Raw genomic sequence first — 24,484 nt, 5'->3', positions numbered from 1 at the left:
TTGCACCTTGGATGGAAAGTTACTGGCTATCACAGACCCGGTGCCCGGGGCCAGGCATGATGCTTACGCCTTCAAACATCATAGCTTGGAAAGATATCTTGATGAGAGCACTGTGGCTGATAAGGGCTATATCGGGTTGGGGTTAGCTACCCCGGCCAGGCGCAAGCCGGGTCAGCGGCTGAGTCGGGAGCAGAGGCGGAATAATCGGGTGCTGAATCGGCTGCGGTCGGTGGTGGAGCGGGTTATCGCTCACATCAAGACTTGGCGGATTCTTCATACGGGGTTTAGGCGGCCGTTGGGGTTGTATGGGCGGGTGTTTTCGGTGGTGCGGGGGTTGGTGTTTTTGGCTGCGGGTGGGACTTTTGAATAAGCCTCATTCTTGATAGCATCATCAATATTTCCCGAGCGTAGATAGTCCCGAATTTTTTGGACGGCAAACTTTCCGGCTTTAATTTTGAACTGCGGTTCAGCCTCACGCCCCTCTGGGTAGAACTGAGCTTCCAAACTTGAGACAGTACTCGCTACAGGAGCAGATACTACCGACAGCATCTCTTCATCAGCAGCCGCAGTAGCGGGCCCAGCAAGGAATAGAGATCCTACAAGCATTCCGCAGGAAACTACGGCTGCAAAGAGTTTCTTACATTTCATGATTCAAAACCTCATTGTTCTTGATGATGCTACCGACGCAGAGTTGATAGCCTTGCTAGCCTGTAGCAACTGAGAATAACACCACCTGTACACTATTTTCAAATAAATCTTGCAGTGGTGCCACTGTCCCAAGAGATGTACCGCGTCATGCTGCATCAGGAGTAAGAATCTACGAGGCTTAATTCATAAGGGGTTCCGCAGGTTCACGCTTGCCGCCGCCCCTCTCGCTTGGTTCGCTTCGTTCACTAGGCGATTCACACTAGCCGCCGAGCCAGAAGCTTCGCTGTGAGCCTGCTCAACCTACCCTAATGAATAAGCCTCTATATCTCGTTAGAAGATAGCTTCGAAAGCCACCTTCCTTTACTTTTTATGTATTCTTATGTATCCCCACGTCAGAGCCTACCCCACAGGCGCCAAACCGACCCGCAGGTTATCCGTATACGGGAAAAGAAAAGTATTCCCCACACCCGAATCCCCCACAAAAGCACCCGAACAGCTCAGCAACCACGCCAGTTCGTCTGTGCCATATTTCGCCCATTCCTCCGGGGTCAGCTCAGCAGAGCCCCACAAGCCAGGATTAGTCTCAGTCTCTCCCTGCTTAATCGTGTCAATCACTATCACTTGGTACTCGCGCGTCACCCCGTCACTATCGGTGATATACACATGCGCGCACGCATCGATATAGTGCAACAACCCCCACCCCGAAAGCCGGTCATCAGGGAAATCCATATTCACATGCCCCGCCAACACAGAGGCCTTACCCTTAGCCCCCAACGGCGCCGATAGTACCGACCGCTCCCCGCCCGGAGCAGACGGAATACCATCAGAAAACAACCCATCCGTGAAATACCCCGTAGCATACCCACCAGCCCCATCCGACAAAGACGGCACCACCCACGAACCAGGCTCAGGGATCACCTCGCCCAGCGCCTCACCCGTGCACCGGGCAGGTACTGGGTTTAGGTTCTTCACCTGCGGAGTAGAAAACTCAGCCGTCGGGTCAGTATTCTCAGCCATGAACCCATAGGCAGGCTCATAGTATTCTTGGCCGTCCTGCTCGAAGACCTCACCCGACGCCTCCGGGTGCCGTAGCTGATACGGGGCATAGACCTGCCCATCCTTGATAACCCAGCCCGAGAAGAACCCACCGGCCAGCCCAATACCCACCACCAGCACTAGGGTAGCCAGCACCGCAGCTAGTACCGCCCGCGCTTTCCGCCCAGTACCTACCATTGCCGTCATCGTCTTCTTCTGTGTCATTGTTCTTATTCCCCCTTTTTTTACCTTGCTCCTAGGTCTTCGCCCCTTAAGGAAGAGAGGGGGCGGTGAACCCTGAAACGAGTTCACCGCCCCTATCAAAGGCCAGCGTAGCACCAGAACCTACAGCCTCCCTACCCCTAGGCTCTCACCCCCCTTGGGTATCTGTCTTGAGCAAAATCCCTCAATGACTCATTACCACACGTGTACAAAAGAATGGATTTAAACCAAGACACCCAGGGGGATGAGAGCGGGGGCAAGAAGAGAGCCAGTCTGTACTATGCCTCGCTGGCACACTCAAAGGGTGCTAGCTGTTCTTCTTTCGGGCCCCAGCAACCAACAACCACAGACCAGCACCCACAACAGCGCTGAATAGCACACCGCCAGCAGCTAGCACCCCTACAGGAATGCCTGCAACCGTTGCCTGGCCACCGGTCTTAGCGCCCTCACCCTTGATCACAGGCTTATTAGGCTGCTCAGGGGTGACAGGAACAGGCGGAACCGCAGCCGGATCCTCAGGAACAACAGGCGGTACAGGAGGCTCAGGAGTGAAAGTCTTCACCGTATTCGACACCAACTGCTCACCGTTGTAGTTCTCCACAAAGGTATTCAGTACCTCACCAACACCGATACGCTGGGCCTGCATAAAGACGCTGAAACCCTGCTCGGTAGCGCGGTTAGCCTCAGACGACATCAGCGCCAGGAAAGCCTCGTTAGCGGTGTAGGTGACCTTACCGCCCTCGTGGGTCTGGGTGAAGAACTTGGTGATATCGGTTCCTGCTTCTACGGTCTTACCGTCAGCATCCACGAAAGAATGCTGAGAAAGAACCTTGAAGTTACCCTCATAAGCATCCTTGGTTTCATCGTAATCATCAACAATGGACCAAGACTCAGTCACACCGGCGCGGTCAGCGGGAAGAGTTGAGGAGTTCAGCTGGTAATTGAAAACCGTGTTCAGGGCAATCTCAGCCCCATCAATGCTGTCCTTATCCCCCACCTTAATGACGACGTCCTTGCTGGGATTAATTTCCTTGAGCTTATTGGCCACAGTCTCAGTCTGAGTACGGGCCCCGTTGGTCACCTGCCAGGCAGTATTGAGAATATCCCCATCAGCGTTAGCGGTGACGGTGTAGGGCAGTACGTGGATGTACTTGTAGCCCATGGGCAGAACAACCTTCTGTTCCTCGCCCTCGCCTTCGGTCTTCATCATGGACGAGATACCCACAGCCCCACCATTGGTAAAGCCCTCGATTTCACCGTTAGTGACAGTGTAGGAGCCGGTAACGTCCTTAGCGGCTGCCAGCTTCACGGCAGCTGAAACCTTCTCAGGAGTAGAAGTATCAGTATCACCAGGCACCTGATAGACACGTACCTGGGAGGGGTCAATCTGGCCATAGCGCTCATCAAAATCATCAACCATACCCGAAACCTTCACCGCAGTGGTGGTATCCACCAAATCGGTGGTGTCCTCAACCAGCTTATAAGAGATGGTGTCCCCTACGGTTACGGTCTTACCGTCGATATTTGAACCATCGACAGCTGAGGTATCAACCTTAGACGGGGTGATAGTCGGCTCCTGGTAAGTCTTATCCGAAGTGTACTGTAGCTCATCGTTCACGATAGCGAAACCAGCATCGGTGAGGGTATCGGCGATACCGTCAAAGAGGGAGGTCTGGTTCACGTGCAGGGTGTAAGTGTGGTTGAGCTTCAGACCTGCGGGGTTCTTGGCAGTAGCCAGAATCTGACGCCCAGCCTTACCGTTATGAACGCCGTCTTCTGCGGTGATGGTGAAGAGCTCGGTGACATCAGCCCCGGTCTCGTCAGTGACCTTCACCTGGGCCATATCTACGCTCACAGGCATGCGGCCGTCCTCAGTGAAGTAGATATGATCCCCGATGACAAAGGACTCAGGAGCCTTATAACCGGTAGCGTAAGAAACAGTCTGGGTGGTGGTTTCCCCGGCGATGACTTTCTTACCCTCACCGGCAGCTACCTTATCAACCACAGGGATAGGAGCAAAGAGCTTAGTCAGCCCGTAAGACACAGAGGGTGCTTCAACAGTATCGCGGGTAGGCTCAACAGGCTTCGGATCATCCACGATGCACTTCTCCGCTGCGATAGTGGCAGCTCGGTAGATAGAGTCAGCGAGAGTATCAAGCTCACCAATGAAGTAATCCTGACCCTCACCCGGTGAAGCTACACCGGAAATACCCCTGATGTAGTTGATCATTCCTTCTTCGTCAGAGGAGAAGTGGAAGGGGTGTGAGGGGTCAGCAACCGCTTCGTCTCGAATCATCACAGGGATAATATCGGTGCCCGATGCTTCCAGGCGGTCAGCGACCACCTTGGCAGCGTTAAATGCTTCGTCTGAGCCGTTGGAGGCGTTCACGGGTGAGTGAATACCGACCTGGCCGTCTACGGTGTAGGTATTCGGTGCGCCGTCGGTCAGCAGCAGGGCGGTGTCGTACTTGACGCCAGTTTCAGCCTGGTGCTTTTCGATAGCGGCAAGGGCAGCTTCCCAGTTGGTGCCCAAGGTCTGGTAGTTGACGCCGTTCCATTCATCGCCGGAGGTGCCTACGGGGGCGTCCTTGGAGTGCTTGTCGATACCGTCAATCCAGGCCAAAGCAGCGGCCTTACCGGCGTCGGTGCCAATGTTGAAAACAGTCGAGGGCTGATTACCTGAGATGGGGGTGATTTCACCAACGGGCACCTCACCGGCACCAGTGTCCTGGAAGTTCACCGCAGAGTCACGAGCAAAGGTAAAGAAGGAAACCTCAGCGCCCTCAACAGCTGAGAGACGTTGGACCATCTTCTTGGCCTCACCCTTCATGGTGGCAGTCTCGTTAGCATCGAAAGAGCGGGAGAGGTCAAAGGTCATGGCAACTCGCGGGGGCGCGCATACGCCGGCTTCGATATTAGCTTTAGCTTCAGCGACCTTGGCCTCGTAGTCGGCGAGCTCTTTTTTGAACTTCGTTAGTGCTGCTTCGTGTTTGGCGTCGGCTGCGGCCGTCTCTTCCTTGTACTGGGCGATTTTGGCGGTAATCTCAGCGATCTTTGATTCTGCCTCAGCGGCGATGGTGTCTAGGGCTGCCTGGACTTCAGCAGTTGAGCCGGTGGTGATGGTCTTGACCTGCTCTTCGGTGACCCTCAGCCCGGCTGCGCGAGCTTCTTCAACTGCGGCCAACAGGGCGGTGTTATCGACCGGGACTTCGCGGGTGATGGTCTGGGCCTCGGATGCGCTGATAACTGAGCCGAAGGAGCTGGTGTCTAGGGCTTCAGCGGCGGGTAGGGAGGCGAAGAGGGTAGTGGCTACTAGGCCGGTGGCTGCTAGTGCGCCGGTTTTGGTGGTGAGTACCTTGAGGTGTGTGGGTGACACGGTTGGGTGTCCTTTCTCCAGTAGGTGTGCGAATCGAGTGATTCTATAGTTCTTGTGTGAAGTACTGTTCTCCCTCACACCAGGAAAACGAGTGTATGCCTGCATGACTCTTCCCTTTCTAGCAAGTGGGAGTACCCTGCCTGCCACTACTACTGCGGTGCAGAATAGCTTGAAAAGCGTTCTTACAGCAGCAGGCAGGGGTCTTATTCACCACTCACATATACCTTTTAGGGAAATACACACACCCTGATTCCTGCCGGAAGGGGGAGGTTGATTGAGCTGCCGTGTGTAGCCACAACCAACATAACCAAGTATATGCACTTTTTTATATAAGTACAGTTTTACGAAATATTTTCTGGAATAACAAGACACCCGCCACCTAAGAAACGGCTACAGGTCTTCTACAGCATCACCCAGCACCCGCACCAAAGACCGATCCTGACGCTCCAACTCACCCAGCAAAATCTCACTATCCACCTGAGCCAAAGAACGCCTCACATCCACTACTCCAATATCCTCCAACCCTAGATATCCACAGGCCACCAACCCAACATGAGGCTTAACCCCCAAAGACCGAGAGACCTCAACAATCGTGTCAAACTGCAACTCATTAGCAACAATCATCCGAGAATACTGATTCTTCGGAATGCCCACCTGCCGAGCAACATCCTTACGCTGAACACTACCGGCAACCACATCATGCCACCGGTCACAAGCATCAGAAGCCACCCCAAGAGCATACCCCCGTGCGTAATCCACCACACCAGACCGCACCAGAAGCTCCGTGACAATATCAACCAAAGGCACACACACATACCAGGGGGATGCATCCGCAGCCTCAACCGGCCACATAGCCTCATACCCCTTGAAACGGGCAAGCTCTTGTAACTTATTACGCCCGAACCCCTCAGCTATCTTCAAAATATTCTGAGGCTTCACCCGGTTCTCTTTACGCTGCAAGGCAAGGGTCGATAAAGCTATCTGCCCCTTCTCCGCTGCCAGCTTGACCGTCCACTCCAGCTCCAGACCATCTAGCCAGGCGTCGAGATCTGCACCTGAAATCGTCATATCACCTATCTCCTTCTCCACGATTACCACCCACACTAGTGTAGCTACCTCCCAGCAGCGATAAACTTAAACCCGTACCTCACTCCCTAGACAGATAAAGAGCAAGCGAGCATGAAGCCCTTCACCAAATGGGTCGGTGGCAAAAGACAGCTACTACCAGCCCTCCTCTCAGAGGCCCCAGACAGCTACAGGAAATATTTTGAACCCTTCGTCGGGGGGCGCTCTTCCTTGAACTAGCCCCAGCATCAGCAGCTATCAACGACAGCAACACCGAACTTATCCTGGCCTACCAAAGCATCAAAGACGATATAGAAGGCCTCATCACAGGACTCAAGCACCACGCAGCCAGTAACTCTAAAGAGCACTACCTCACCCTGCGAGCAGCAGATAGAACCGGCACCCTAGAGCACATGAGCAGCACTCAACGAGCAGCCAGACTTATCTACATGCTCAGGGTCAACTTCAACGGCCTCTACCGCGTCAACTCTAAAAACCAATTCAACGTCCCCTACGGAAAATACGCTAATCCCACCATCTTGGATGAGGAAAACCTCCGGCGTATCAGCGCCCACCTCAATACCAATGATGTCACTATCACCAACGGTAGCTTCCAAGAAGCTGTGCAGGCAGCAGAGGCGAATGATTTTATCTACTTCGACCCACCCTCTATTCCTCTATCAGCGACAGAGAGTTTTACCAGCTATACCCCCGATGGTTTTGGGCTTGATGAGCAGCTACGCCTAAGAGATGTTTTCATCGATCTGAGTGAACGAGGTGTGAAGGTTCTTCTGTCTAATTCCCTTAAACCTCCACACGGGCATGGAGGAAGTCTTCTTGCCACCACAGATAATTCTTCTTGTTTTGAAGAGTATTACAGAGACCTTGCCCTTCTCTCCTTATTTGACAGGGGTAAGCACCCTCAAGCTTTGATTCTAGGTTGAAGGTGCTTTAGATATCACCCTGTTGGAGCTATCTGCTTACAGATTCACGGGGAGGTTCATATGAGAAAACTGTAATTTCTTCTACATGGTTTTCATCAATGGATCCGCTTTGGCCTTGAACCACTCCAGATAGAGGAGTACCCGGGCGCAAGATGGAATCCTGAACCCACTCAGGACACTTCGGCGCCTTATCTGGATTCTCACAATAAATCGTTATCATCCCAAGCGGCGAATCAAGCTTAAGATCATGATGCCTGGTAGCCTTAGTAAAGATAGCCTTTACTTCTCGCTGTTCTTCTAGGTTGCAGGTCAGCACGTTGCATGTATATTTGCCTACGTACGCCTTAGCCACAAGGGTGTCCCCTTGCCACTCGCTTTGAGGGGAAACACTCACTTTTTTGATGGCCTCCAGACTTGTCAGACCATGCTTATGGTAAGCCTTATCAAAGCCGAAACCACGATCTTTTTCCGCATCGTAATAGCCTCTGCGGATAGGAAGTTCATCTGGAGCATTGGGATTCTTAATAGTGGCCAGGGGTTCTGTTATGTTGTAGCCTTCAGCAGCAGGCGAGGGTGCAGGAGTGACTATAAGCGCACCAAGAGCTAAAATTGCCACAAGGCTACGGCGTATTCTCTGACTCATCTGAAACCTCCTGGGGCTTATTATGGTTGACTCTCATCTAGAGTGCATTAAATGTTTTGTGGAACAAGAGCAGTTCATACAAGAGTATAAGCATAAATTGCACCTATTTGTGCCATACGACACTTTTTTCGTAGTTCTCTTCAAGAAGACCACTCACCCCAATGAGCTCCTTGCCCTAAGACTGCCTTACCTATCCACCTGTCAGCAGATGAAACTCTTGTACTACGACCTCATCGAACCCAGCGCTCATGAAACAACACGTGATGGCAAGATATTCTGGGCAGGGACTCGAGAGGATGATATTCCGCTCTGGTCAGAAGAGACCCAGCAGAGGGTGGAGAAAATTCTTGAGGAAACACAACACGCCTGGATGCCGGGGCCGGTTGCCAGCTGGGAGGAGTTAGTCTCTTACCCGAGCGCCTTCTAATGTCACCCCAAAAGCCAAAAATCCGTGACACCATTCTCCGCCAACACCCTAACTGTGGGGGCTAACGCCGCCCCCACACCCCCGCGCAAGCGCCGCGCTTGACCGGCTGCCGCACAAAACCCCCGCCCCCCTCTCTTTGACGCGCAGAGCGCGACAGAGGGCGGGGGTTTTGCTTGCCCCAGGACCCCGTAGGCAGGTAAGAGAGCGGTCAGGGTCGGCTTAGGACTCAGAGACAAAAGGCAGGTTCGTCTGTTCCCTGCTAGACCACAGGTGAGGGAACTACCGTTAAAGAAAATTTAGATACTCCAGCGCCCCGGGATCTTACCATCACGTACCTGCACCCAGCGGAAGAAGATAAGCACCACCGCATAGAGCACAAACGCGAAGAACTGGTACTGAGTTACTTTTTCAAAGAAGGGCACCAGGAAGGAGCTACCGATACTAGCAGAGAAGCGCAAGGCCAGCACCACCAAACCAGCGAAGGAAACAGCCCAGGGAATGGCAATACGAGTGACGAACCAGATGAGATGATCAGCCAGCGTCAACTGCCGGGCAGCAGGTTCTTGCCCTGTCCCGGAGGGTACCGAGCCCGCTGTCTCGGTGCTTCCTTCTAGTTCCACACCCCTACAGTAATCCTCAATGGCCTTCTGTAGGGCTATAGCCTTTTGATTCTTATTCTGTTCGCTCATTGGTTTCTTCCTATCTTCTCGATATTGTTCTAGCTCAGGAACGTTTCGGACAGACCGACGCGCTCCCTTAGCTTCCCTGCCCTGGTACTAGGTACAGGGAGGTCATGCATTTACAAAATCTCTAAAATTTCACGGCCAATCACCGCCTCATTGTATGATGTCACTGCCAGATTCAAGCACGGTTTTGGCGACCGCGCATAGACGCTCAAACCTGGCCACCGCATGCCGCACTGTCACCGGTGCGTACCCGGTTACTTGGGCCACTTTCGTCACCAGAGCATCCCGCTCTAGGGCAAAAGCCCCCACACCCATCACTGCTAAAGGAATGATCCGCAGCCAGGTACGTTCCATATCATTCTCGCCATCTTGCGGGAAACAGGCCAGAACCTCCCTCACCGTCACCGGCGCGTCCTTATCCACCCGCTCATAATGCCCTTTCAAGGCCCGGTCTGCCACCCGCGCTATCTCCTGAACATTCCGATGAGACTCCCTCAAGGCTGCAACCTCCAACCCCATACGAGAAGCAGCCACCGAAGCCTGCCCCTCATAATCACGAATCAAACTCAGGGAACGGGCATACAGCTGAGGCTCAACAGCCAGCTTGACCACCTTCAAGACATGAGAAATATTAACGGCAGTATCTAGCCGGGCAATCACACCATCAGCAATATCATCAGCCACGGTGTGCATGTAGCTAGATACCACCTGCGAGTCCCCGTAGGCCTTGTACTCCAAAAGAGTCTGACGGTTCTTCTGCCTCAGATATGCCTGAGCTTGACGCTGAGCAATACCAGTAATCCACTGCGAGAAAGAACCGAGGGTAGGGTCAAAGCGATCATAGCCGTCCTTAGCAGCCAAGTAGATATTCTGGTGAACATCATCAACTGCCCCCTGATGAGAGGGGCCAAGGATACGCGCTATGACAGGACGTGTTTTCTGCCAGGCAGTCAGGTTTTCTTCACCCCAGCTAAGGTTGCGAGGTTCCATGAGGGAACACCCTTTCACTCACTAAAGATTATTTCAGGTATTTTTTCTAATAAGTGCATAATTCAGGCTTCTAGTGGTGAGGATGCCAGTGGCTCTTACCCACCCAGTTACCTACCCGTAATCGGCCTAGAGACCCTACTCGTCAAACAAATCAGGTTCCTGCTCTTTCAAAAGCTTCAACTTATTTCGAGCGGTTTTAGCTGACTTTCCGATAACGGCTGCTGCCTCTACGCCAGTTACTTTCTGCCCGGCTTCCTGCTGAGACCGAACCCACTCCCGCAGTTTCACCACATCCTCATCCCCACCCTCGGCTTCATCCTCATGTAGGTTTGCTCCAGCGTCATCTTCTACCGTCTCTGGCGAACCTTGAATCTGAGATACCCCAGCATCCGCCTCAATAGCGGCCGTAACCTCATTCTTTTCAAGCTCAGCAAATTCTGCCGCACCGGGTACACCGCCAGGGCCCAGAACTTTCTTCTCACCAGCAGCTAGCAGCTCACGCTCGAACTTTCCTGGGGCCAGACCAGCGCTAGAAGAACTATCACCGCTAGTATCTTCGAAGCTCCGTTCGTCCTCAGGCTTACCAAAAGCCAAACGCGATAGCTCCTCAGTGGCGGCAAAAACGCTCAAAGGAGCAGCAGCGGCAATAGCAGCACCAATCCATGACTGAGCAGCAGACTGCCCGCCCCCAACCGTCAGGGCATGAGCACCATTAGCGAACACCGAGATCAAAGTAAAAATCATCAACGTCCCCCAGGTCAGGGCCACAGCCTCACCACGGGCCCGGTGAATCACCGCCGCCATCGAATAGGCCAAAATCGCGATATCAATAAAAACCGGGACCGTCCACCGCAACCAGGGCGGCAGCCCCACCCACGAGGCCACATCGTGCAACCCATTGAAGGAGACCATAAAGGAGGTCACCCCCAACAGGAGAACCAGCAGGACAGTGAACCAGAGCATAGCCCTGGAGTCCGGATTGATTCTTGCCTGATTCTTAGTATGAGTATTTTTCATAGAAAAGCTGTCTTTTTCTTGTTAGACTGGTGAGGTCAAGCAGAATATGGGTCACGTCACCTTATCCAAGGGCTACGCATATTTTTCTTACGTTTTCACTGTGTCCCCTTCCATCCGGAGGAAGGGGGCACTTTCATGGACGGATATACCGATTGTTAGCTACGCAGGTGCAGCAGCTGGGTATCGAGATGAGAGACCACGGTCTCTAGTACATCCGCCACTTTGCTGTCTTGCCCTAAAAGGTCAGGCTCAAGATTCAAACGCGCCAGCAGGTGAGAGAGCGACCCTAAACACAGCAAGGTCTGCTCAATAAGGGCATAGGGGTAATCCTGGGAGGCAAAAGGCCTCTTAGCTTCATCCTCAATACCCAGGGCTTTGATACTTTCATTCAGGTGCCCCATGATCCCTTGAAGTTCAGCAAAGGCAGGCTCACCATCTTGTGCAGCACCTGCTGCTTCTGTCGGCTGTGAACTGGTCTTCGGGGCTGATGATATACGGCCCTGGGGGCCCGGAACTTTCTTCTCAGCAGCAGGGGGTTTCTCTCGCTTCTTCTGTGGTTTCAAGGAGCCGATACCGACCTCAACGGCAGGGGTATCAAGCAGCTCATCGGGCAGGTCAAAAAGCTCCCCACCAGGGCCAGAGCTCCCATGAGGTTCTGCCTCCTCTTCTTGCCTGTAGCTACGCACCCGCCCATCTAAGCCAAGGACAGGGATCTCTTCAAGCTCCCCTGTCTCTTTGGCCTGTTTCAAGGTACGGCTGACGGTAGCTTTAGACAGACCGGTTGCTGCAGCGATAGCCCTTGTGCTCATCCCGGCTTGATAGTAGCCAGCTAACACACCGGCGCGCTCTTCTTTCGGTGGGCCAAGTTTCAAATCAGCGAACTCACCTGCCACATACTCATTCCAAGACTCATAACCTAGAGAGAGCCAGACCTTTTTGCGGAAGGCTTCAATCATCATCTCTTGGATACCGGTCAGTGAGTCACGTAGTTTTTGGGTGATTTCTTGTGCTTCGTGTCGGCCCGCAATCTCAAGGGCCTGCGGGCTACTGGGTAGCGGTTCTAGGGTGTGCGATTCAGCTGCCATGCTCTTTTTTCCTGTCCTTTACGCCTCAGTGGCCTTGCCAGACACACCTGGCGAAGCTGTACCCAAGGGGGCAGATTCAGTAACCCGAGATGAGCGCGAAATCTTGAAAATCCTACGGGTACACATCACGGCTGCGAATGCACTGTAGCAGCAGGCCATATAGAACATAGTCATCAGGATTATCTCGATGTTTTGCTCTGAGAGGGATTTAACGTAGTCAGGGTCCCCGGTGATGGCAGCAAACAGGGGCGGGATAATGAAGGGGCATGCTGCAAGGGTGTAGGTGGCAAAAGCAAGGACCTTGAAGAGGGATTTTCCTAGTTCCTTGAATACTGCTATCAGGGTTGTAAGCCTGTGCTGCTCTTCGGTGAGATTGGCTGGCTGATTGTCCCAGGGGTCGGCTTCGTCGTACCCGTGCTCGCTCTCCTTAGGGCTGTGCCAGGGTATAGCAGCCTTTTCTTCCTCGGTAGTGGGTTCAGGAGCAAGGGTGTTTTGCTCCAGGTGGGGGTCGCTGAGGATGTGCTCTCCAGTTTGTGGGGTTGTGCTGGTGGGGGTTGTGTTGAAGATTTTTTCGACTTTGAAATGTTTGCCGCCGCTAGGGGTCTCATGGTGTGCGTTGGTCATGGTTTTTCTTGTCCTTTCTGTATTTGATAAGGCACAACGGTGAGGGCTCTGACGCGCCAATGTGGTTTTGCATTGTTCCGTTGTGTTTTGTTGTTTTCTATTCTGTGCTGTTTGGCTTATCCGCCAGGTGCCCCTACCGGCCAGCCAGTGCAACCACCCGCTCTTCTTCCAGGCCGGTAATCATGGCGATAGCTTGAATACTCATTCCGTAGGAGGCGTAGAAAGCGATAGCCTCGGCCTGCTTTTCTAGGCGTGGAGTCAGATTCAGGGAGGCAAACTCGCATTCGAGGTAGTCCTCGAAGGACTCGTAGCCCAGGGTTTCCCAGGTTCGAGCCCGGTAGGCCAGTACCGGCAGCATGGAGGCCCCGGTGCAGTAGATTCCACCGCGCAGCTCGCTGTGTAGGCGCAAAGCTTCCTCGTGATTCAGGTGCATGGAGGTTGCGGTACTGGTGGCAGTGGTGGTGGGTGTGGTCATGGTGGGTGTCCTTTGTGTGAGTGGTGGCACGAAGTTGAGAAATCTCAAGAAAGGTTATTTTCTCTTCTAAGTGCCTATTTTTGTTGCGGTGGTGTCATTACCCCAAGGAAAGGCTTTAGGGCCTTAGAGGGGCGTTTATGGCCGTTTGAGGGGTATGCCTGCGCCTGAGGGCGGGTCTTCTTTCGGGGTTTGCGCCACTAGGAGGCTGTTTTGGGGCTCTTCTAGAGCTGCGATGCGTGGGTTGGAGCAGACTGGGCAAGCGGCGGAAGTGTATTCGCGGTTGTGCAGCTGGCACCAGGAGGGCTTGGCCCGCTTGGGGGCGGGAGTAGTACCAGTTGCGGCAGGGTCTTGAGTCTCAGCAAGGGTAGCTTGAGCCAGCGAGAGCAGCTCGTAGAACTCCTTGGCGATGCAGGAATAGGCGAAGCGCTGAGGGCTGCGCACAGGCTGGGTAGCACGAGAGAAAACGATGGTAATCATCTGGGCCAGTAGCTTTTCGCTGATGCCGGCGGTCTCTAGCTGGGCTTGGTGTAGCTGTCGGCGGAGGGTGGCGTGATTGACTCCGCGGGTAATCCAGCCCGGAATCTCAGAAGCAGGCGGCTGCGGGGTAGCCGCAGCTGACCCCGGCGCAACCCTGACTTCCGCTTCCGAAGCCGAGCCCGGCAGCTCGGGAGCAGATAGCACAGGGCTGATTGGCTCGGAGGTGATCGGTGAGAATTTTCCCTCGGGATTCCCTCGGTCGGTCAGTCCGTCGGTCAGTCCGTCGGTCTGCGTTTTTTCCACAGGGGGCTCTTGTGTTGAGTTAAGGACTGGACTGACTGATGGGTTATTTAAAGGGTTAATACGCGCGCGCGTTCCTTTTAAGGCAATCGGTTTTTCATGACCATTTTTGTCCGGTAAGACGTCCGTTTTTGTCCGGTAAGACATCGGATTTGTCTCACTATATGACTTACCGGACAAATTGTCCCCTAAATCCTGACTAGGGGAAACTCTTTTACCGGACAGATTGTCCGGTAAGACATTTTCGGAGTTATCCACAGGCTTGTTGAGAAGAAATGGGTTAGGGAGTTGGCCCGGAACGTCATCTTCAGAGTCATACACTTGGACGCCCTCCACACCCCGAACATTTAGAAAAATAACGTCAATTGCCCTACCGCGAGACCACTTACGCTGGCGGCGCCCAGTCATCATGTAATTCTCTTCAATCAGCACATTGATGTGGCGCCGCAGAACGCGAGCTGCATTATCAACCTCTTCTGGGCCTGCCGTTTCATCAATCCCTGCAACTTTCATAGCCAGCTTAGAACGCCCCAGGAATACCATTCCTTGATCGTTCGATTCATCTGCAAGAGCCATCAGTGCCAGTTTTGGCCCAGCCTTGAGAGGCTGCTTCCATGCCCAATCTTGAATTTTGTTGGACATTAGCTAGCTACCGCCTTTGCGAAGGCAGGTGCCGGCGCCACGAGCACCTCGATAGGCACGTCGAGCAGCAGGGCAATTTTCTCCAGTTCACTGATCTTGAACTCAATTTTCTCGTTCATGCGGCGACTAACAGCAGCGGATGAAATCCCTAAAATTTGAGCAATGTCATGGCTTGTTACCCCGCGTCGTGAGGCTTCAGCTCTAACGTTTGTGGCGACGGTTTTTGTGTAGGTCATGGGGTTAAAACTACAGCTAGTAAATAGATTCTTCAAGTAGATTTATTACTCTCAGTGTAATTTTTTGTGCTTCACTGTTGCCGAGTAACTTATTCGGTGCTAGCCTGGAATACATGAATAAGGAGTTGCTAACCCCGCGCCAGGCCCTCGCTCAAGAAGTCAGAGTATGGATGTCTCGCGCAGGCATGAAACAAACAGATCTTTCGATGCTTTTGGGCATCACTACGGCCTCAGCTTCTAGGAAGTACAACGGAGCAACAGCCTTCACCTTTGAAGAGCTACTAGCTATTGCTGGTCATATGGATATTTCCCTGGGTGAGCTTCTAGGTGCTGGGATTCTTAATGCCAGAATCCCCAAGTCAGAAGTGCTCGTAGGCAACGGAAAAGGGCAAAAAAATGCCCCGGTCGGTTTTATACCGAACGGAGCGTCTTATGAGGTGGCTTTAGTCGAATCAGAACTCAAAACACAAAGATTTTAAGTCTTCTGCCTCTGCCAATTGGGCTATAGGGCCTTGAGCGGGCGCCCGCCGGGCCTTACCCGGCGAGCGCTTTCGCTTATACCTTTATACCAGAAAAGTTCCTAGAGCTTTGCCTTGGTCTTTTCGGGTGCGGTGCCGGTAGCTTGCTGGAAGGCGCGGCGGGGTGAACGCTGGTGACGGATTGATGAGGTGTCGCGGCCGAAGATCTGGTTGAGTGCCCAGGTGGCCATGACGCGTGCGGTGCGTTCGGTGGTGGGGATAGCGGTGCCGTGGTAGCCGCGGTGCATGAGCCAGGCGATGGGGCCGCCGATGGTCTTGCCCTTGAAGTTAGCTACGCCCTTCCACAGGCCCAGGCCGGCGACGACGCCGATGGTCTCGTGGTAGTAGTCGGTCAGTGCTTCGCCGCGGCGCTTGGCCAGCAGGTTTTCTGCCAGCTTGAGGGCCTGGCGGGAGGCGTGCTGTGCGTTGGGGACGCAGAAGCCGCCGACGCCGCCACCGGAGAGGTCGGGTACAGCTGCGTTGTCGCCTGCTGCCCAGGCGTCCTCGATGATGCCCTCATCGCCTGCAACGCGCAGGTCGGCCTGTACGCGGACGCGGCCGCGCTCGTCGATGGGGAAGTCGGTGTCCTTGAGCATGGGGGACGCTGCAACGCCGGCGGTCCAGATCAGGGTGTCGGTGTCGAGTTCACCGGCGGGTGACTTGTCGCCCATGTTGATCAGCTGCAGGTGGCCGTCGGTGGCGTCGGAGAGTGAGGTGTTGAGCAGGACCTCGATGCCGCGGGCGCGCAGTTCAGCGACAACCTTTTCGGCGCGGTCTGCGGGGACCTCGGGCATGATGCGGGGGGCTGCTTCGACCATGACGAAGCGCAGGTCTGAGATGCGCAGGCGGTCGTTGCGGTTGACGGCTTCGCGAGCCATGTCTTCAAGTTCGGAGATGGTTTCGACGCCTGCGAAACCGCCGCCGACGATGACGAAGGTGAGGGCGCGGCGGCGCTCGTCCTCGTCGGTGGTGAGGGAGGCGATTTCGATGCGCTCGAGTACCCAGTTGCGGACGGAGACTGCTTCTTCAACAGTCTTCATGCCGATGGCAACCTCGGCCAGGCCGGGGATGGGGAAGGCACGGGTGACGGCGCCTGCGCCCAGGACGATTTCGTCGTAGGTCAGTTCGAAGGTTTCACCGGCGTTGATGGGTTCGATGGTTGCGGTCTTGGTAGCGTGGTTGATTGCTACGACGCGGCCGCCGATGATTTCTGAGTCGCGCAGGTGCTGGCGCAGGGGTACGGTGGCGTTGCGGCCTTCCATGGAGCCTGCAGCTACTTCGGGGAGGAAGGGCTGGTAGGTCATGTAGGGGTTGGGGTCGACAACGGTGACGACGCCGCCGGACTCCTTGATGACCTTCTGGATCTTCTTTGCGACGGTGAAGCCGACGTAGCCGCCGCCGACGATGAGGACGCGGGGGCGGTCCTGTGCAATCTTGTTGAATGCCATGCGAGTTAACTTCCTGTTGGTGTAGTGCCGGTGTTCCGGCAAAAAGTCTCCATGCTTATATTGCCACTTTTGCGGGGTTTAAGCATAGTTTTGCGCGGTGTATTTGCTGTGAGCGTTTCTTGCCCTGCCGGTGTCTAGCCTTTCAGAGCAGGGTGAAGATTTGATGAAGACTAGATGAGGTGGGCGCGGGCTAGCGGCGACGGCTGCGTTTGATGATGTTGGTGAGCTGGTGGATGGAGCCGAAGGTGATGATGCCGACCCAGAGGGCGAAGGCGGCGAGCACGATGAAGGGTAGGATGCCGGAGTCTTCAACGGGGCGGACGGGCGTGGGGGCGGCTGCTTCTGTGATGGTTTCGCCGGCCTGGTGCACGGGGGTTTCGCTGGCGCTGGGCGCAGCTGAGGCGGTGTTTTTGCGGTGGACGTTGATCCAGTCGCTCATGGAGCCGAGCGGGTTGGTGTCGGTGTCGTCCGGGGTGGAGCTGGCCAGGGCGGCTTTGGGGTTGATGATGCCGTAGCCGTAGAGGGCATCGCGTCCGTCCGCTCCGGCGTCATCGCTGGAAGCAATGATGCGCTGAATTACCTGGTTGCCGGTCAGGTCGGGGTATTTTTCCATGATGAGGGCGGCAAGGCCGGCAACGATGGGGGCGGCGGCTGAGGTGCCTGACCAGGTGGCGTACTTGTTGTTGGGGATAGCGCCAATCATGGACTCGCTGGGGGCTGAGACCGCGATAGAGATACCCTGCGAGGATGAGGACCAGGAGTCCTGCTTGTTTTTATCGACGCCGCCAACGGTGAGCACCCCGGGCATGGTGGCAGGGGCGCCCACCTGAGTGAGTCCAGCACCGCGGTTGCCGGCAGAGGCGATGATAATGACGCCCTTTTCTTCGGCGTAGGCAAAGGCTGAGTCCCAAGATTCGGGCCAGCTGGTTTTGTCGGAGCCCACAGACAGGTTGATGATATCGGCCCCGTTATCGACGGCGTAGCGCACGGCGTCCGGAATCTGCTCGTCGACCGAGCGGGTGGTAGCGCTGGTGGTACCGAGCTCTAGGGAAATAGGCAAAATGGTGGCATCGGGTGCTACCCCGATCATGCCTGCGGACTCCCCGGGTTCACCGGAGTTTGCGGGAGTGGTGCCGTCATCGTGGCCGTGGCCTGCGATGACAGAGGCAACCAGGGTGCCGTGTTCTGGTTCAACGCCCAGGCCCTTCCAGCCCTTGTTCTTGGTGGTTCCGGTCGAGGCGTCGTAGCCGCTTTCTACGTTACCTGCCAGGTCCTGGTGGGTGCCGTCCACACCGGTATCGAGCACAGCCACCGTCACTCCCTTACCCGTGGTCTGCTTCCACAGGTCGGTAAAGCCGTACTGGGTCAGCCAGTACTGGCGGGCACGGATAGAGTCGCCCTTTGGTGCAGCGATGGTGGGCACCGAGGCCAGGGCACTGGGGCTGGCGCTAGCCTTAGACGTCGCCGTAGCTGAAGCGCTGGCTGTGGGGCTAGCACTGGCAGAGGGGCTAGCGGTGGTGGCACGAGCCGGTAGGACGCCTAGGGCCAGGGCCGTTGTGAGGGCAAGGCCGCTGGTGAGCAGGGCGGTGCCGGTGGGAAGTCGCCGAAAGGCCATGGGCGACTCCTAGCGGCTGGCGCGTTCGGCTACCGAGAGGGCCAGGCCGTCGAGGATGTCTTTTTCTGAAGCGATAGCGCTGGTGACCGCTCCCCCGGTGAGGGCGCTGATGCGCTCAACGATGCGGGCCCAGACAACCGACCCTGCAGGGATGACGTCCACCCGGCCCTCGTGCATGTAGGGCAGGGCGGCACGCTCGGCGCTGGTCATAGCGACCATATCGGCAGCGGCCCGGGAGATGTCCTTAATGGCGATCTCGGCGCGGTCGATTTTTTCGGGGTCATAGGCGTCAAGCCCCATCGCGTGGGCTGCCACGGTGGTGACGGTTCCCGCCACGCCCACAACGCGGCGGGCCGCCGATAGGTCAACGGAGGCACTTGCGGTTGCAATAGCCCGGTCGGTATCTGCAATGACGCGGGAAACCTGGGTGACATTGGCAGGGTCGGAGCTAATATGGCGTTCGGTCATACGCACGCAGCCGATATCAACCGAACGAGCTGCGGCCAGGCCGTCCTTGTTTCCCAGCACGAACTCGGTGGAGCCGCCGCCCAGGTCAATCACCAGGGTCATCTCGTCGGTGTTACCCACCGACGAGACGGCACCTGCAAAGGACAGTTCTGCCTCTTCCCGCCCGGTAATGACCTCGGGTTCTACCCCCAGAATATCGCGGATGCCGTCGATGAAAATCTGGCGGTTGCCCGCGTCGCGGGTGGCGCTGGTGGCGGCAAAGCGCACCTGCTCTACCCCGTACTCGCGCAGAAGTTCAGCGTATTCACGGGCCGCTGCGAAAGTGCGCTCCAGGGATTCTTTGGCTAGCCAGCCGGTGGCGTCCACGCCCTTGCCCAGGCGCACAATCTTCATGCGACGCTCAAGGTCGGTGAGCACAAAGCCGTGTTCGGTGGCTTCGGCCTCGGCGATGAGCAGGCGAATTGAGTTGGTTCCGCAGTCGATAGCGCCAACGCGCATGGTTACTCCCGGTGACTCGTAGGGCAGGTTAGGTAGGGTGGGGCGGACGCCGGTGGGCGGCTAGTCGCGCCAGGCGGGGTCGCAGTGGCAGGTTTCGGGGGTCCACCACTCAGCGATAAGGTCGAGGGTTGCGTCGCCGTAGGGGTTGATGCCGCGGCCAACAGCCAGGGTGTGGCCAAGCACGGCGTGCAGGCACTTGACGCGGGTGGGCATGCCACCGGCTGAAACGCCCTCAATTTCGGGCACTTCTTCTAGACCGGCCTTGACGCGAATGCGTTCGCGCTCTGCCAGGTAGTTCTCGTGGGCGCCCCGGTAGGCGGCTGCCTTGCTCTCGTCGTCGGTGACCTCATCGGTCATCTCGTACATAGCGCCCTCAGCTTCGAGGCGGGAGGCTGCGGCGGTGATAACGGGGTGGGCCAGGTAGAAGGTGGTAGGGAAGGGTGAGCCGTTGGCCAGGCGCGGGGCGGTGGCGGCGACCAGGGGGTTGCCGCAGACGCAACGGGCCGGGATTTCTACAACGTCGCGCACGGTGCGACCTAGCTGGGCTGAGAGCACTTTCAGATCTAGCTCGGTGGGGGCGAGGGTTTCGGCGGTGACGCCAAAGCCCTGGGGCTGGTGCTCGGTGCTTGCGGGTGTGGTCATGGTGTCCTTAGAGGGTGGTGCTGGTTTTTCTAGTCTACCGGCGCTAGCGGGTGGTGGCGGTAGCGGTGGGCTCTGCGCTCGGGGTAGCTGAGGTGCTGGCGCTCGGGCTGCTTGAGCTTTCGGGGGCGGGGCTGCTGACGGAGGTGTCTTCAGCAGCTAGTTGCAGGGAGCCCCAGAGTTTGGTGGTCCAGGAGTCTTCGGGGGCGGTTTTAGCCGATGCGCTGGTGTCGTCCGCTAGTTCGCTGGTGGAGTCCAGACCCACGACCAGGTAGGGGGTCTCCCCCGGCTGTACGTAGAAGAGACGGCTTTTAGCCTGTTGTTTGACGTAGTTGTCGTCCTGCCACCAGCTGACCTGGGCGTTTAGTGAGTCCTGCTCGGCTTGCAGGGCAGCGATGCTGGCTTTGGCGTCGTTGATTTCGTTGTTCTGACGGATAAAGGAGGTCAGGGGGTTGTAGACCGACAGGGCAATAATCACCAACACGATGGCGAAAGTGATGAAGTGCCCGCTAAAGGAGTGGGCGGCTACCGGGGTGGCCAGCTCCTGTGCGGGGGTTTCAGCGGTCTCAGCGCGCAGGGGCTTAGCTGCCCGGGCGCGGCGGGGTTTGGTCTGCTTTTCCGGGGAGGGGGCGGACGCCGGCTTCCCCAGGCCGAAGCCGAAGAAGGCTGCGATGGGGTTGGGTTTCTTACCCGGTGTGCGTGCCATAATGTGCTCTTCCTGCCCTCTCGTCCGTGATTTTCCTATTTTACCGCCTGAACTGGGCACCCGCTGAACGGTTCCTGCCTTCGCTCTTAAAGGGCAGTGCCCCGGCCAGGGGCAACCTGGCCGGGGCACGGGCGTCCTTACTCTCTTACCTTAGAGAGGGAGCAGACAAGGCATATTGTCTACCTTGTTTCTTTGCTTACGGCAGTTGGTAGACAGCATCGCAACGTGAGATGAGCCAGTCATCGTGAGTTGCTACAAGTACCGTAGCACCGGCGTCTGCTCTTTTTCTGAGTAAGTCATATATTAGTTGGCTATTATGGTGATCTAGTGAAGCTGTGGGCTCATCAGCGTAGAGAACATCAGCCCTTTTATACAAGGCCCGGGCAATACCTAGTCGCTGTTTTTCGCCTCCAGAAAGTACGGTTGCGGATTCTAGACTACGCCCTTCCAGCCCTACCTGGGTTAGGGCCTCTTCGACAGTCTGGCGGTTACGTTTAAAATCCCGGTCTGAGAGGGTTACATTTGCGCCGACTGTTTCATCAGTCAATGTTCCGTAATCCTGGTATATGAAGGCTGCCTTCTGAGCCCAAAACTGGGCCCGTTTCTTCTCTGGCCATGGGCTTGTGTCATGGCCATCAATAGTAACTTTTCCCGATGTTGGTGTTACGAGAAGACCGAGGGTAGCTAGTAGGGTGCTTTTACCGCTGCCGCTGACTCCTGTAAGCGCCGTAATCTGCCCCGGCATAGCAGAAAGCGAAACTTCCTGAATAATTTTTCTCTCTCTTATAACTACAGTGATATTTTGTGCCTCAAGGTGGGTCATGATTGTTCCTCTCGCAGTACAGCAGATTTGAATTCACGACGGGTAACAAAAATATAGGAAGATACCAGGAGCAGTAGATAGAGCCCTAGCATAAGGATGAAGGACTGTATTCCATCTATAGCAGTTGAATAGGAACCGATGCTTATAGCAAGGACTGCTCCAAGCAGCAAAGCTCCAGCACCGTACCCTACCTGAACACGTAGAGGATTATTTACGATTTTTTGGTAACTCTTACCGGCACAACGAAGAATAAAGATACTCTCGCGTTGAGACCGAGCCCAAGTAAGTGCTCTGGTGTAAACCAAGGCTATCAGTGAAACTACAAGCAAGATTCCTGATAGTAGGTAAAAGACTAGTTCCTGCCAAAACCCTTGGGCTTTGGTAAGAGAGTTCTCATTGATGCTGTCCGCTGAGTAAATACCTTGAGCATAAAAGGGGGCCGCTTCAAATATTTGCATAGTCTCTTCTGGATTAGCGAAGAATACATTCCCTGTGGTCATCAGAGGCATAAGAGCCCCATTCACTTGCAAGTATTGAACAGGATTATGAACTAGCACTACTAAAGCATCAGAGCTTTCGACGGTCTTTCCCCCATAGTGAAAGTTTGTTCCCAGCCCCAGAACCATGTGATCTTCGGTAGGAGTATAGAAGGAGAAAGCCTGGTTGAAGGTTGAGGGGTCCTTCAACAGAATCTCTAGTTGGGGTTTCCAGAAATCGATGAAGCTCCCCTGAAGGATATCTTGATCCAGCTCTCTTATTTCTAGCCCTGGAGTAGTTCCGGTTGCTTCCAAATACTCAGTATTAACTAGGAAGATATCATCAAATGCGTCCCCGCTCGTAGTTTCCATTCCTTCAAAAGCAGTGCTGAAAGCGAGGGATAGGTAGAGGTTACCCTGCGCCTCGAGAGTATTGAGCGTTTGCTCCAATTGGTCGGAATTTTCTGGGTTGTCGAAATAACTTGAGTTGATATTAAGAGCATAGGCATCACCGAGGAGTTCAAGCTCTTTAGCTTGTGTCAGACTTCTGTAAGCAGCTTTACTAAGCGCCAAAGTATTCGCAGTTGTGAATGTAGTCAGCGTAAGAGCAAAAGTCGCTAGAAGTACTAACAAAAGTGTTACTTTTCGATAATTTTCCCGGCGTTCCCTCACTGCTTGAAGCGTCGGTTTGCAAACCCATGAGATTCCTCCGGTAAGGAAAAAAAGAATTACAAGGTAGAAGAGCACTGCTCCTGCTATAAACGGTAACAATGTATGCAGGGTTGCAACGTTTGTCATCGCGTAAAGCCCCGCAGCTGAGAAAACCACCCCAAGTAGAGCACCTATTCCCAGCGGGGGCACTGTCGCACCTATATCTTGTCGATGGATTTGACGGTATGTCATTCCGCCTAGATACCGGATAGAACGGCCTCGCATTTTACGGGCAAAGTAGCCTGTCATAAGTAGAGCAGTGGCTAAGGTTGTTGCTATGAGAGCTGCACCAGCACCACTTTGAGCGACCAAGCTTGCGCTTCTTACAAGGGGATTCAGTTCGTTACCTATTGCAACGTCTACTCCGGCCTGAGCAAGTGTTTCTTGTATATCCCTAATTAGTTCAGGATTATTTTTGAGTACATAATCACCACTAAGAGGGATTTCTCCTAGCCTGTCATAAGTGACGAGGTTCCCTGAAACCTCTGGCGCAGCCCACTGAATTTTTCCCTCTGTAATATGCAGGTCTGAAATTTTTTGAGGATTTCCAAAGACTACGAGGTTGCGTTGCGTTTCAGTGGTTTCAGATTGCCCACTGGTTATTTTATAAATATTGGTATCGTGCTTAAGAGCTAAATCGTTGAGAGTCTTTGTGAGAGTCTGTTTATTTTCAAGCTGACCTGCTGTGTTGAGCGAAAAACTGATATTACTGCCAGCGGGGTAAGAATACTGTACACCCTGCATGGCCTGCCAAAGCGAAAAGGCAATCAAAATTGCAGCTAGAAAACTGAGAAAAGCCATACAACGCCGTATCACTTTCACCCATCCTTTCACACTTTAACTATGGTGAGAGACTAACCCAAAATTAGCCTCTCACCACTAGCTAGGCTATCGTCAACTAACAAATCCAGTAGTAGTAGCTAGGATTAAGGTTGGGAGAATTGATCGCCCAGATTTCTGCAATCGATTTATGACCTGAGGCAGTATTAACGCTACGTGATTCACGACCTGCCCCATCCCGCACAGTTGAGCCATGGCACTTGTTCACAGTGTAGTAAGAACGAACTTTTGCATTTTGAAAGCCATACTCCCAGGTACCACCTTCATCCGGGTGCTGAGATTTCATACCCAGTGCTGTCCACAGAGGGGCTATCTCCCTACCGAAATCTTCACCTACAGCCGCTGCAACTGGGACAGGTGCTACAGAATCATTGTTTTCGGCTGACAAAGCTGACGCAGGCGCCATAGCTACAAATGTCAGTACCGCAACTACTAGTGAAGATGCAAGTCTTACAGTTCGCATGATATATTCTCCTTAGTGATAATTCACTGTGATGCATGGATTGTAGGCCCAACCACCTTCCATGCATCTTTTTCTTTACCCCTCCTAAGAGGTGTATAGCCATATTACACCCCCCTTTAGTGACATACAATACATTTTTAGGTTTTTTAACCAAATTCTACTGGCCTGAAACTGCTCAGGAATTACAAAAAACGAAGAACCTTATCTTTAGGTGATACCACCAGGTAGTAGAGCAAATACGATCAAAGCTATCAGCTTCTTAGAAGCTTATTCATTAGGGCAGGTGGAGCAGGCTCACAGCGAAGCTGCTGGCTCGTATGAAGTGAGCGGGTGCGACAGCATGCAAGAGGGAACGGAATCCGCCGCTAGGCGGGGCGTGAGGGTCAG

24 protein-coding genes and 1 pseudogene are annotated in these 24,484 nt (G+C 54.6%); 4 read left to right on the top strand and 21 right to left on the bottom strand.

All coding sequences use genetic code 11. The features are described 5' to 3' along the window. Window positions 1–40: 40 nt before the first annotated feature. Window positions 41–370, top strand: coding sequence for a transposase family protein (locus tag ACFP6B_RS01925; RefSeq protein ID WP_377126105.1), 330 nt, complete (start codon window positions 41–43; stop codon window positions 368–370). Here ACFP6B_RS01925 and ACFP6B_RS01920 read toward each other — a convergent pair. The 4 genes from ACFP6B_RS01920 to ACFP6B_RS01905 all read right to left on the bottom strand — a co-directional run bounded on the left by ACFP6B_RS01920 (window position 274) and on the right by ACFP6B_RS01905 (window position 6,349). Beyond that, the gene (locus tag ACFP6B_RS01920; RefSeq protein WP_377126108.1) at window positions 274–648 is read right to left on the bottom strand and encodes a hypothetical protein; all 375 of its coding nucleotides are present in this window, start codon (window positions 646–648) and stop codon (window positions 274–276) included. The genes ACFP6B_RS01925 and ACFP6B_RS01920 overlap by 97 nt on opposite strands. A gap of 399 nt (window positions 649–1,047) precedes the next feature. Then, on the bottom strand, window positions 1,048–1,908 hold the full coding sequence (locus tag ACFP6B_RS01915) for a sortase family protein (RefSeq protein ID WP_377126099.1): 861 nt from the start codon (window positions 1,906–1,908) through the stop codon (window positions 1,048–1,050). A 304-nt stretch (window positions 1,909–2,212) separates the two neighbouring features. After that, the gene (locus ACFP6B_RS01910) at window positions 2,213–5,281 is read right to left on the bottom strand and encodes an LPXTG cell wall anchor domain-containing protein (protein WP_377126096.1); all 3,069 of its coding nucleotides are present in this window, start codon (window positions 5,279–5,281) and stop codon (window positions 2,213–2,215) included. A 390-nt stretch (window positions 5,282–5,671) separates the two neighbouring features. Further along, window positions 5,672–6,349, bottom strand: coding sequence for a hypothetical protein (locus ACFP6B_RS01905; RefSeq protein ID WP_377126093.1), 678 nt, complete (start codon window positions 6,347–6,349; stop codon window positions 5,672–5,674). A gap of 111 nt (window positions 6,350–6,460) precedes the next feature. On the opposite strand from ACFP6B_RS01905, the pseudogene ACFP6B_RS01900 reads away from it, so the two are divergent. After that, window positions 6,461–7,290, top strand: a pseudogene (locus ACFP6B_RS01900) (DNA adenine methylase). 28 nt (window positions 7,291–7,318) lie between these two features. Here ACFP6B_RS01900 and ACFP6B_RS01895 read toward each other — a convergent pair. Beyond that, window positions 7,319–7,933 carry a hypothetical protein gene (locus tag ACFP6B_RS01895; RefSeq protein ID WP_377126090.1) on the bottom strand — a complete coding sequence of 205 codons (615 nt, stop codon included), beginning with the start codon at window positions 7,931–7,933 and terminating at the stop codon, window positions 7,319–7,321. A gap of 58 nt (window positions 7,934–7,991) precedes the next feature. Between ACFP6B_RS01895 and ACFP6B_RS01890 the strand changes: the two genes are divergently transcribed. Beyond that, window positions 7,992–8,360: a hypothetical protein gene (locus ACFP6B_RS01890; RefSeq protein WP_377126087.1), complete on the top strand. Its 369-nt coding sequence runs from the start codon at window positions 7,992–7,994 to the stop codon at window positions 8,358–8,360. A gap of 296 nt (window positions 8,361–8,656) precedes the next feature. Here the strand turns inward: ACFP6B_RS01890 and ACFP6B_RS01885 are convergent, their stop codons facing one another. The 8 genes from ACFP6B_RS01885 to ACFP6B_RS01850 form a co-directional block, all read right to left on the bottom strand. Next, entirely contained in the window at window positions 8,657–9,049 is a 393-nt protein-coding gene (locus ACFP6B_RS01885; RefSeq protein ID WP_377126084.1) for a hypothetical protein, read from the bottom strand. 147 nt (window positions 9,050–9,196) lie between these two features. Beyond that, entirely contained in the window at window positions 9,197–10,036 is an 840-nt protein-coding gene (locus ACFP6B_RS01880; RefSeq protein ID WP_377126081.1) for a sigma factor, read from the bottom strand. Between the two features lie 135 nt (window positions 10,037–10,171). After that, window positions 10,172–11,053, bottom strand: a complete 882-nt coding sequence (locus ACFP6B_RS01875; RefSeq protein WP_377126078.1) for a DUF2637 domain-containing protein — start codon at window positions 11,051–11,053, stop codon at window positions 10,172–10,174. A 155-nt stretch (window positions 11,054–11,208) separates the two neighbouring features. Then, window positions 11,209–12,138: a helix-turn-helix domain-containing protein gene (locus ACFP6B_RS01870; protein ID WP_377126075.1), complete on the bottom strand. Its 930-nt coding sequence runs from the start codon at window positions 12,136–12,138 to the stop codon at window positions 11,209–11,211. An 18-nt stretch (window positions 12,139–12,156) separates the two neighbouring features. Further along, complete coding sequence (locus tag ACFP6B_RS01865) at window positions 12,157–12,762, bottom strand: hypothetical protein (RefSeq protein WP_377126072.1); 606 nt, start codon at window positions 12,760–12,762, stop codon at window positions 12,157–12,159. Window positions 12,763–12,895: 133 nt separating this feature from the next. Then, on the bottom strand, window positions 12,896–13,237 hold the full coding sequence (locus ACFP6B_RS01860; protein WP_377126069.1) for a hypothetical protein: 342 nt from the start codon (window positions 13,235–13,237) through the stop codon (window positions 12,896–12,898). A gap of 135 nt (window positions 13,238–13,372) precedes the next feature. Then, on the bottom strand, window positions 13,373–14,656 hold the full coding sequence (locus ACFP6B_RS01855) for a hypothetical protein (RefSeq protein ID WP_377126066.1): 1,284 nt from the start codon (window positions 14,654–14,656) through the stop codon (window positions 13,373–13,375). Beyond that, window positions 14,656–14,892, bottom strand: coding sequence for a helix-turn-helix domain-containing protein (locus ACFP6B_RS01850; protein WP_167752221.1), 237 nt, complete (start codon window positions 14,890–14,892; stop codon window positions 14,656–14,658). The genes ACFP6B_RS01855 and ACFP6B_RS01850 overlap by 1 nt, the downstream gene beginning before the upstream one ends. 113 nt (window positions 14,893–15,005) lie before the next feature. On the opposite strand from ACFP6B_RS01850, the gene ACFP6B_RS01845 reads away from it, so the two are divergent. Continuing rightward, window positions 15,006–15,371, top strand: coding sequence for a helix-turn-helix domain-containing protein (locus ACFP6B_RS01845; protein ID WP_377126062.1), 366 nt, complete (start codon window positions 15,006–15,008; stop codon window positions 15,369–15,371). A 101-nt stretch (window positions 15,372–15,472) separates the two neighbouring features. On the opposite strand, the gene ACFP6B_RS01840 is transcribed toward ACFP6B_RS01845, so the two are convergent. The 8 genes from ACFP6B_RS01840 to ACFP6B_RS01805 all read right to left on the bottom strand — a co-directional run bounded on the left by ACFP6B_RS01840 (window position 15,473) and on the right by ACFP6B_RS01805 (window position 24,097). Beyond that, window positions 15,473–16,858: an NAD(P)/FAD-dependent oxidoreductase gene (locus ACFP6B_RS01840; RefSeq protein ID WP_237199316.1), complete on the bottom strand. Its 1,386-nt coding sequence runs from the start codon at window positions 16,856–16,858 to the stop codon at window positions 15,473–15,475. Window positions 16,859–17,048: 190 nt separating this feature from the next. Beyond that, on the bottom strand, window positions 17,049–18,473 hold the full coding sequence (locus ACFP6B_RS01835; RefSeq protein WP_377126059.1) for a S8 family peptidase: 1,425 nt from the start codon (window positions 18,471–18,473) through the stop codon (window positions 17,049–17,051). Window positions 18,474–18,482: 9 nt separating this feature from the next. Continuing rightward, window positions 18,483–19,439 carry a Ppx/GppA phosphatase family protein gene (locus ACFP6B_RS01830; RefSeq protein ID WP_377126056.1) on the bottom strand — a complete coding sequence of 319 codons (957 nt, stop codon included), beginning with the start codon at window positions 19,437–19,439 and terminating at the stop codon, window positions 18,483–18,485. A gap of 60 nt (window positions 19,440–19,499) precedes the next feature. Next, the gene (locus ACFP6B_RS01825; RefSeq protein WP_377126053.1) at window positions 19,500–20,081 is read right to left on the bottom strand and encodes a DUF501 domain-containing protein; all 582 of its coding nucleotides are present in this window, start codon (window positions 20,079–20,081) and stop codon (window positions 19,500–19,502) included. Between the two features lie 43 nt (window positions 20,082–20,124). After that, a complete protein-coding gene (locus tag ACFP6B_RS01820) occupies window positions 20,125–20,784 on the bottom strand; it encodes an FtsB family cell division protein (RefSeq protein ID WP_377126050.1) in 660 nt (219 codons plus the stop codon). Window positions 20,785–20,980: 196 nt separating this feature from the next. Continuing rightward, on the bottom strand, window positions 20,981–21,607 hold the full coding sequence (locus ACFP6B_RS01815; RefSeq protein WP_377126047.1) for an ABC transporter ATP-binding protein: 627 nt from the start codon (window positions 21,605–21,607) through the stop codon (window positions 20,981–20,983). Next, the gene (locus ACFP6B_RS01810; RefSeq protein ID WP_377126044.1) at window positions 21,604–23,595 is read right to left on the bottom strand and encodes a hypothetical protein; all 1,992 of its coding nucleotides are present in this window, start codon (window positions 23,593–23,595) and stop codon (window positions 21,604–21,606) included. Before ACFP6B_RS01810 ends, ACFP6B_RS01815 begins: the two co-directional genes overlap by 4 nt. A gap of 97 nt (window positions 23,596–23,692) precedes the next feature. After that, the gene (locus tag ACFP6B_RS01805) at window positions 23,693–24,097 is read right to left on the bottom strand and encodes a lactococcin 972 family bacteriocin (RefSeq protein ID WP_237205660.1); all 405 of its coding nucleotides are present in this window, start codon (window positions 24,095–24,097) and stop codon (window positions 23,693–23,695) included. Window positions 24,098–24,484: the final 387 nt, after the last annotated feature.

This window comes from Rothia nasimurium (assembly GCF_042660305.1).
Lineage (GTDB): Bacteria > Actinomycetota > Actinomycetes > Actinomycetales > Micrococcaceae > Rothia > Rothia nasimurium.
This window is presented reverse-complemented; position numbering and strand designations above follow the sequence as displayed.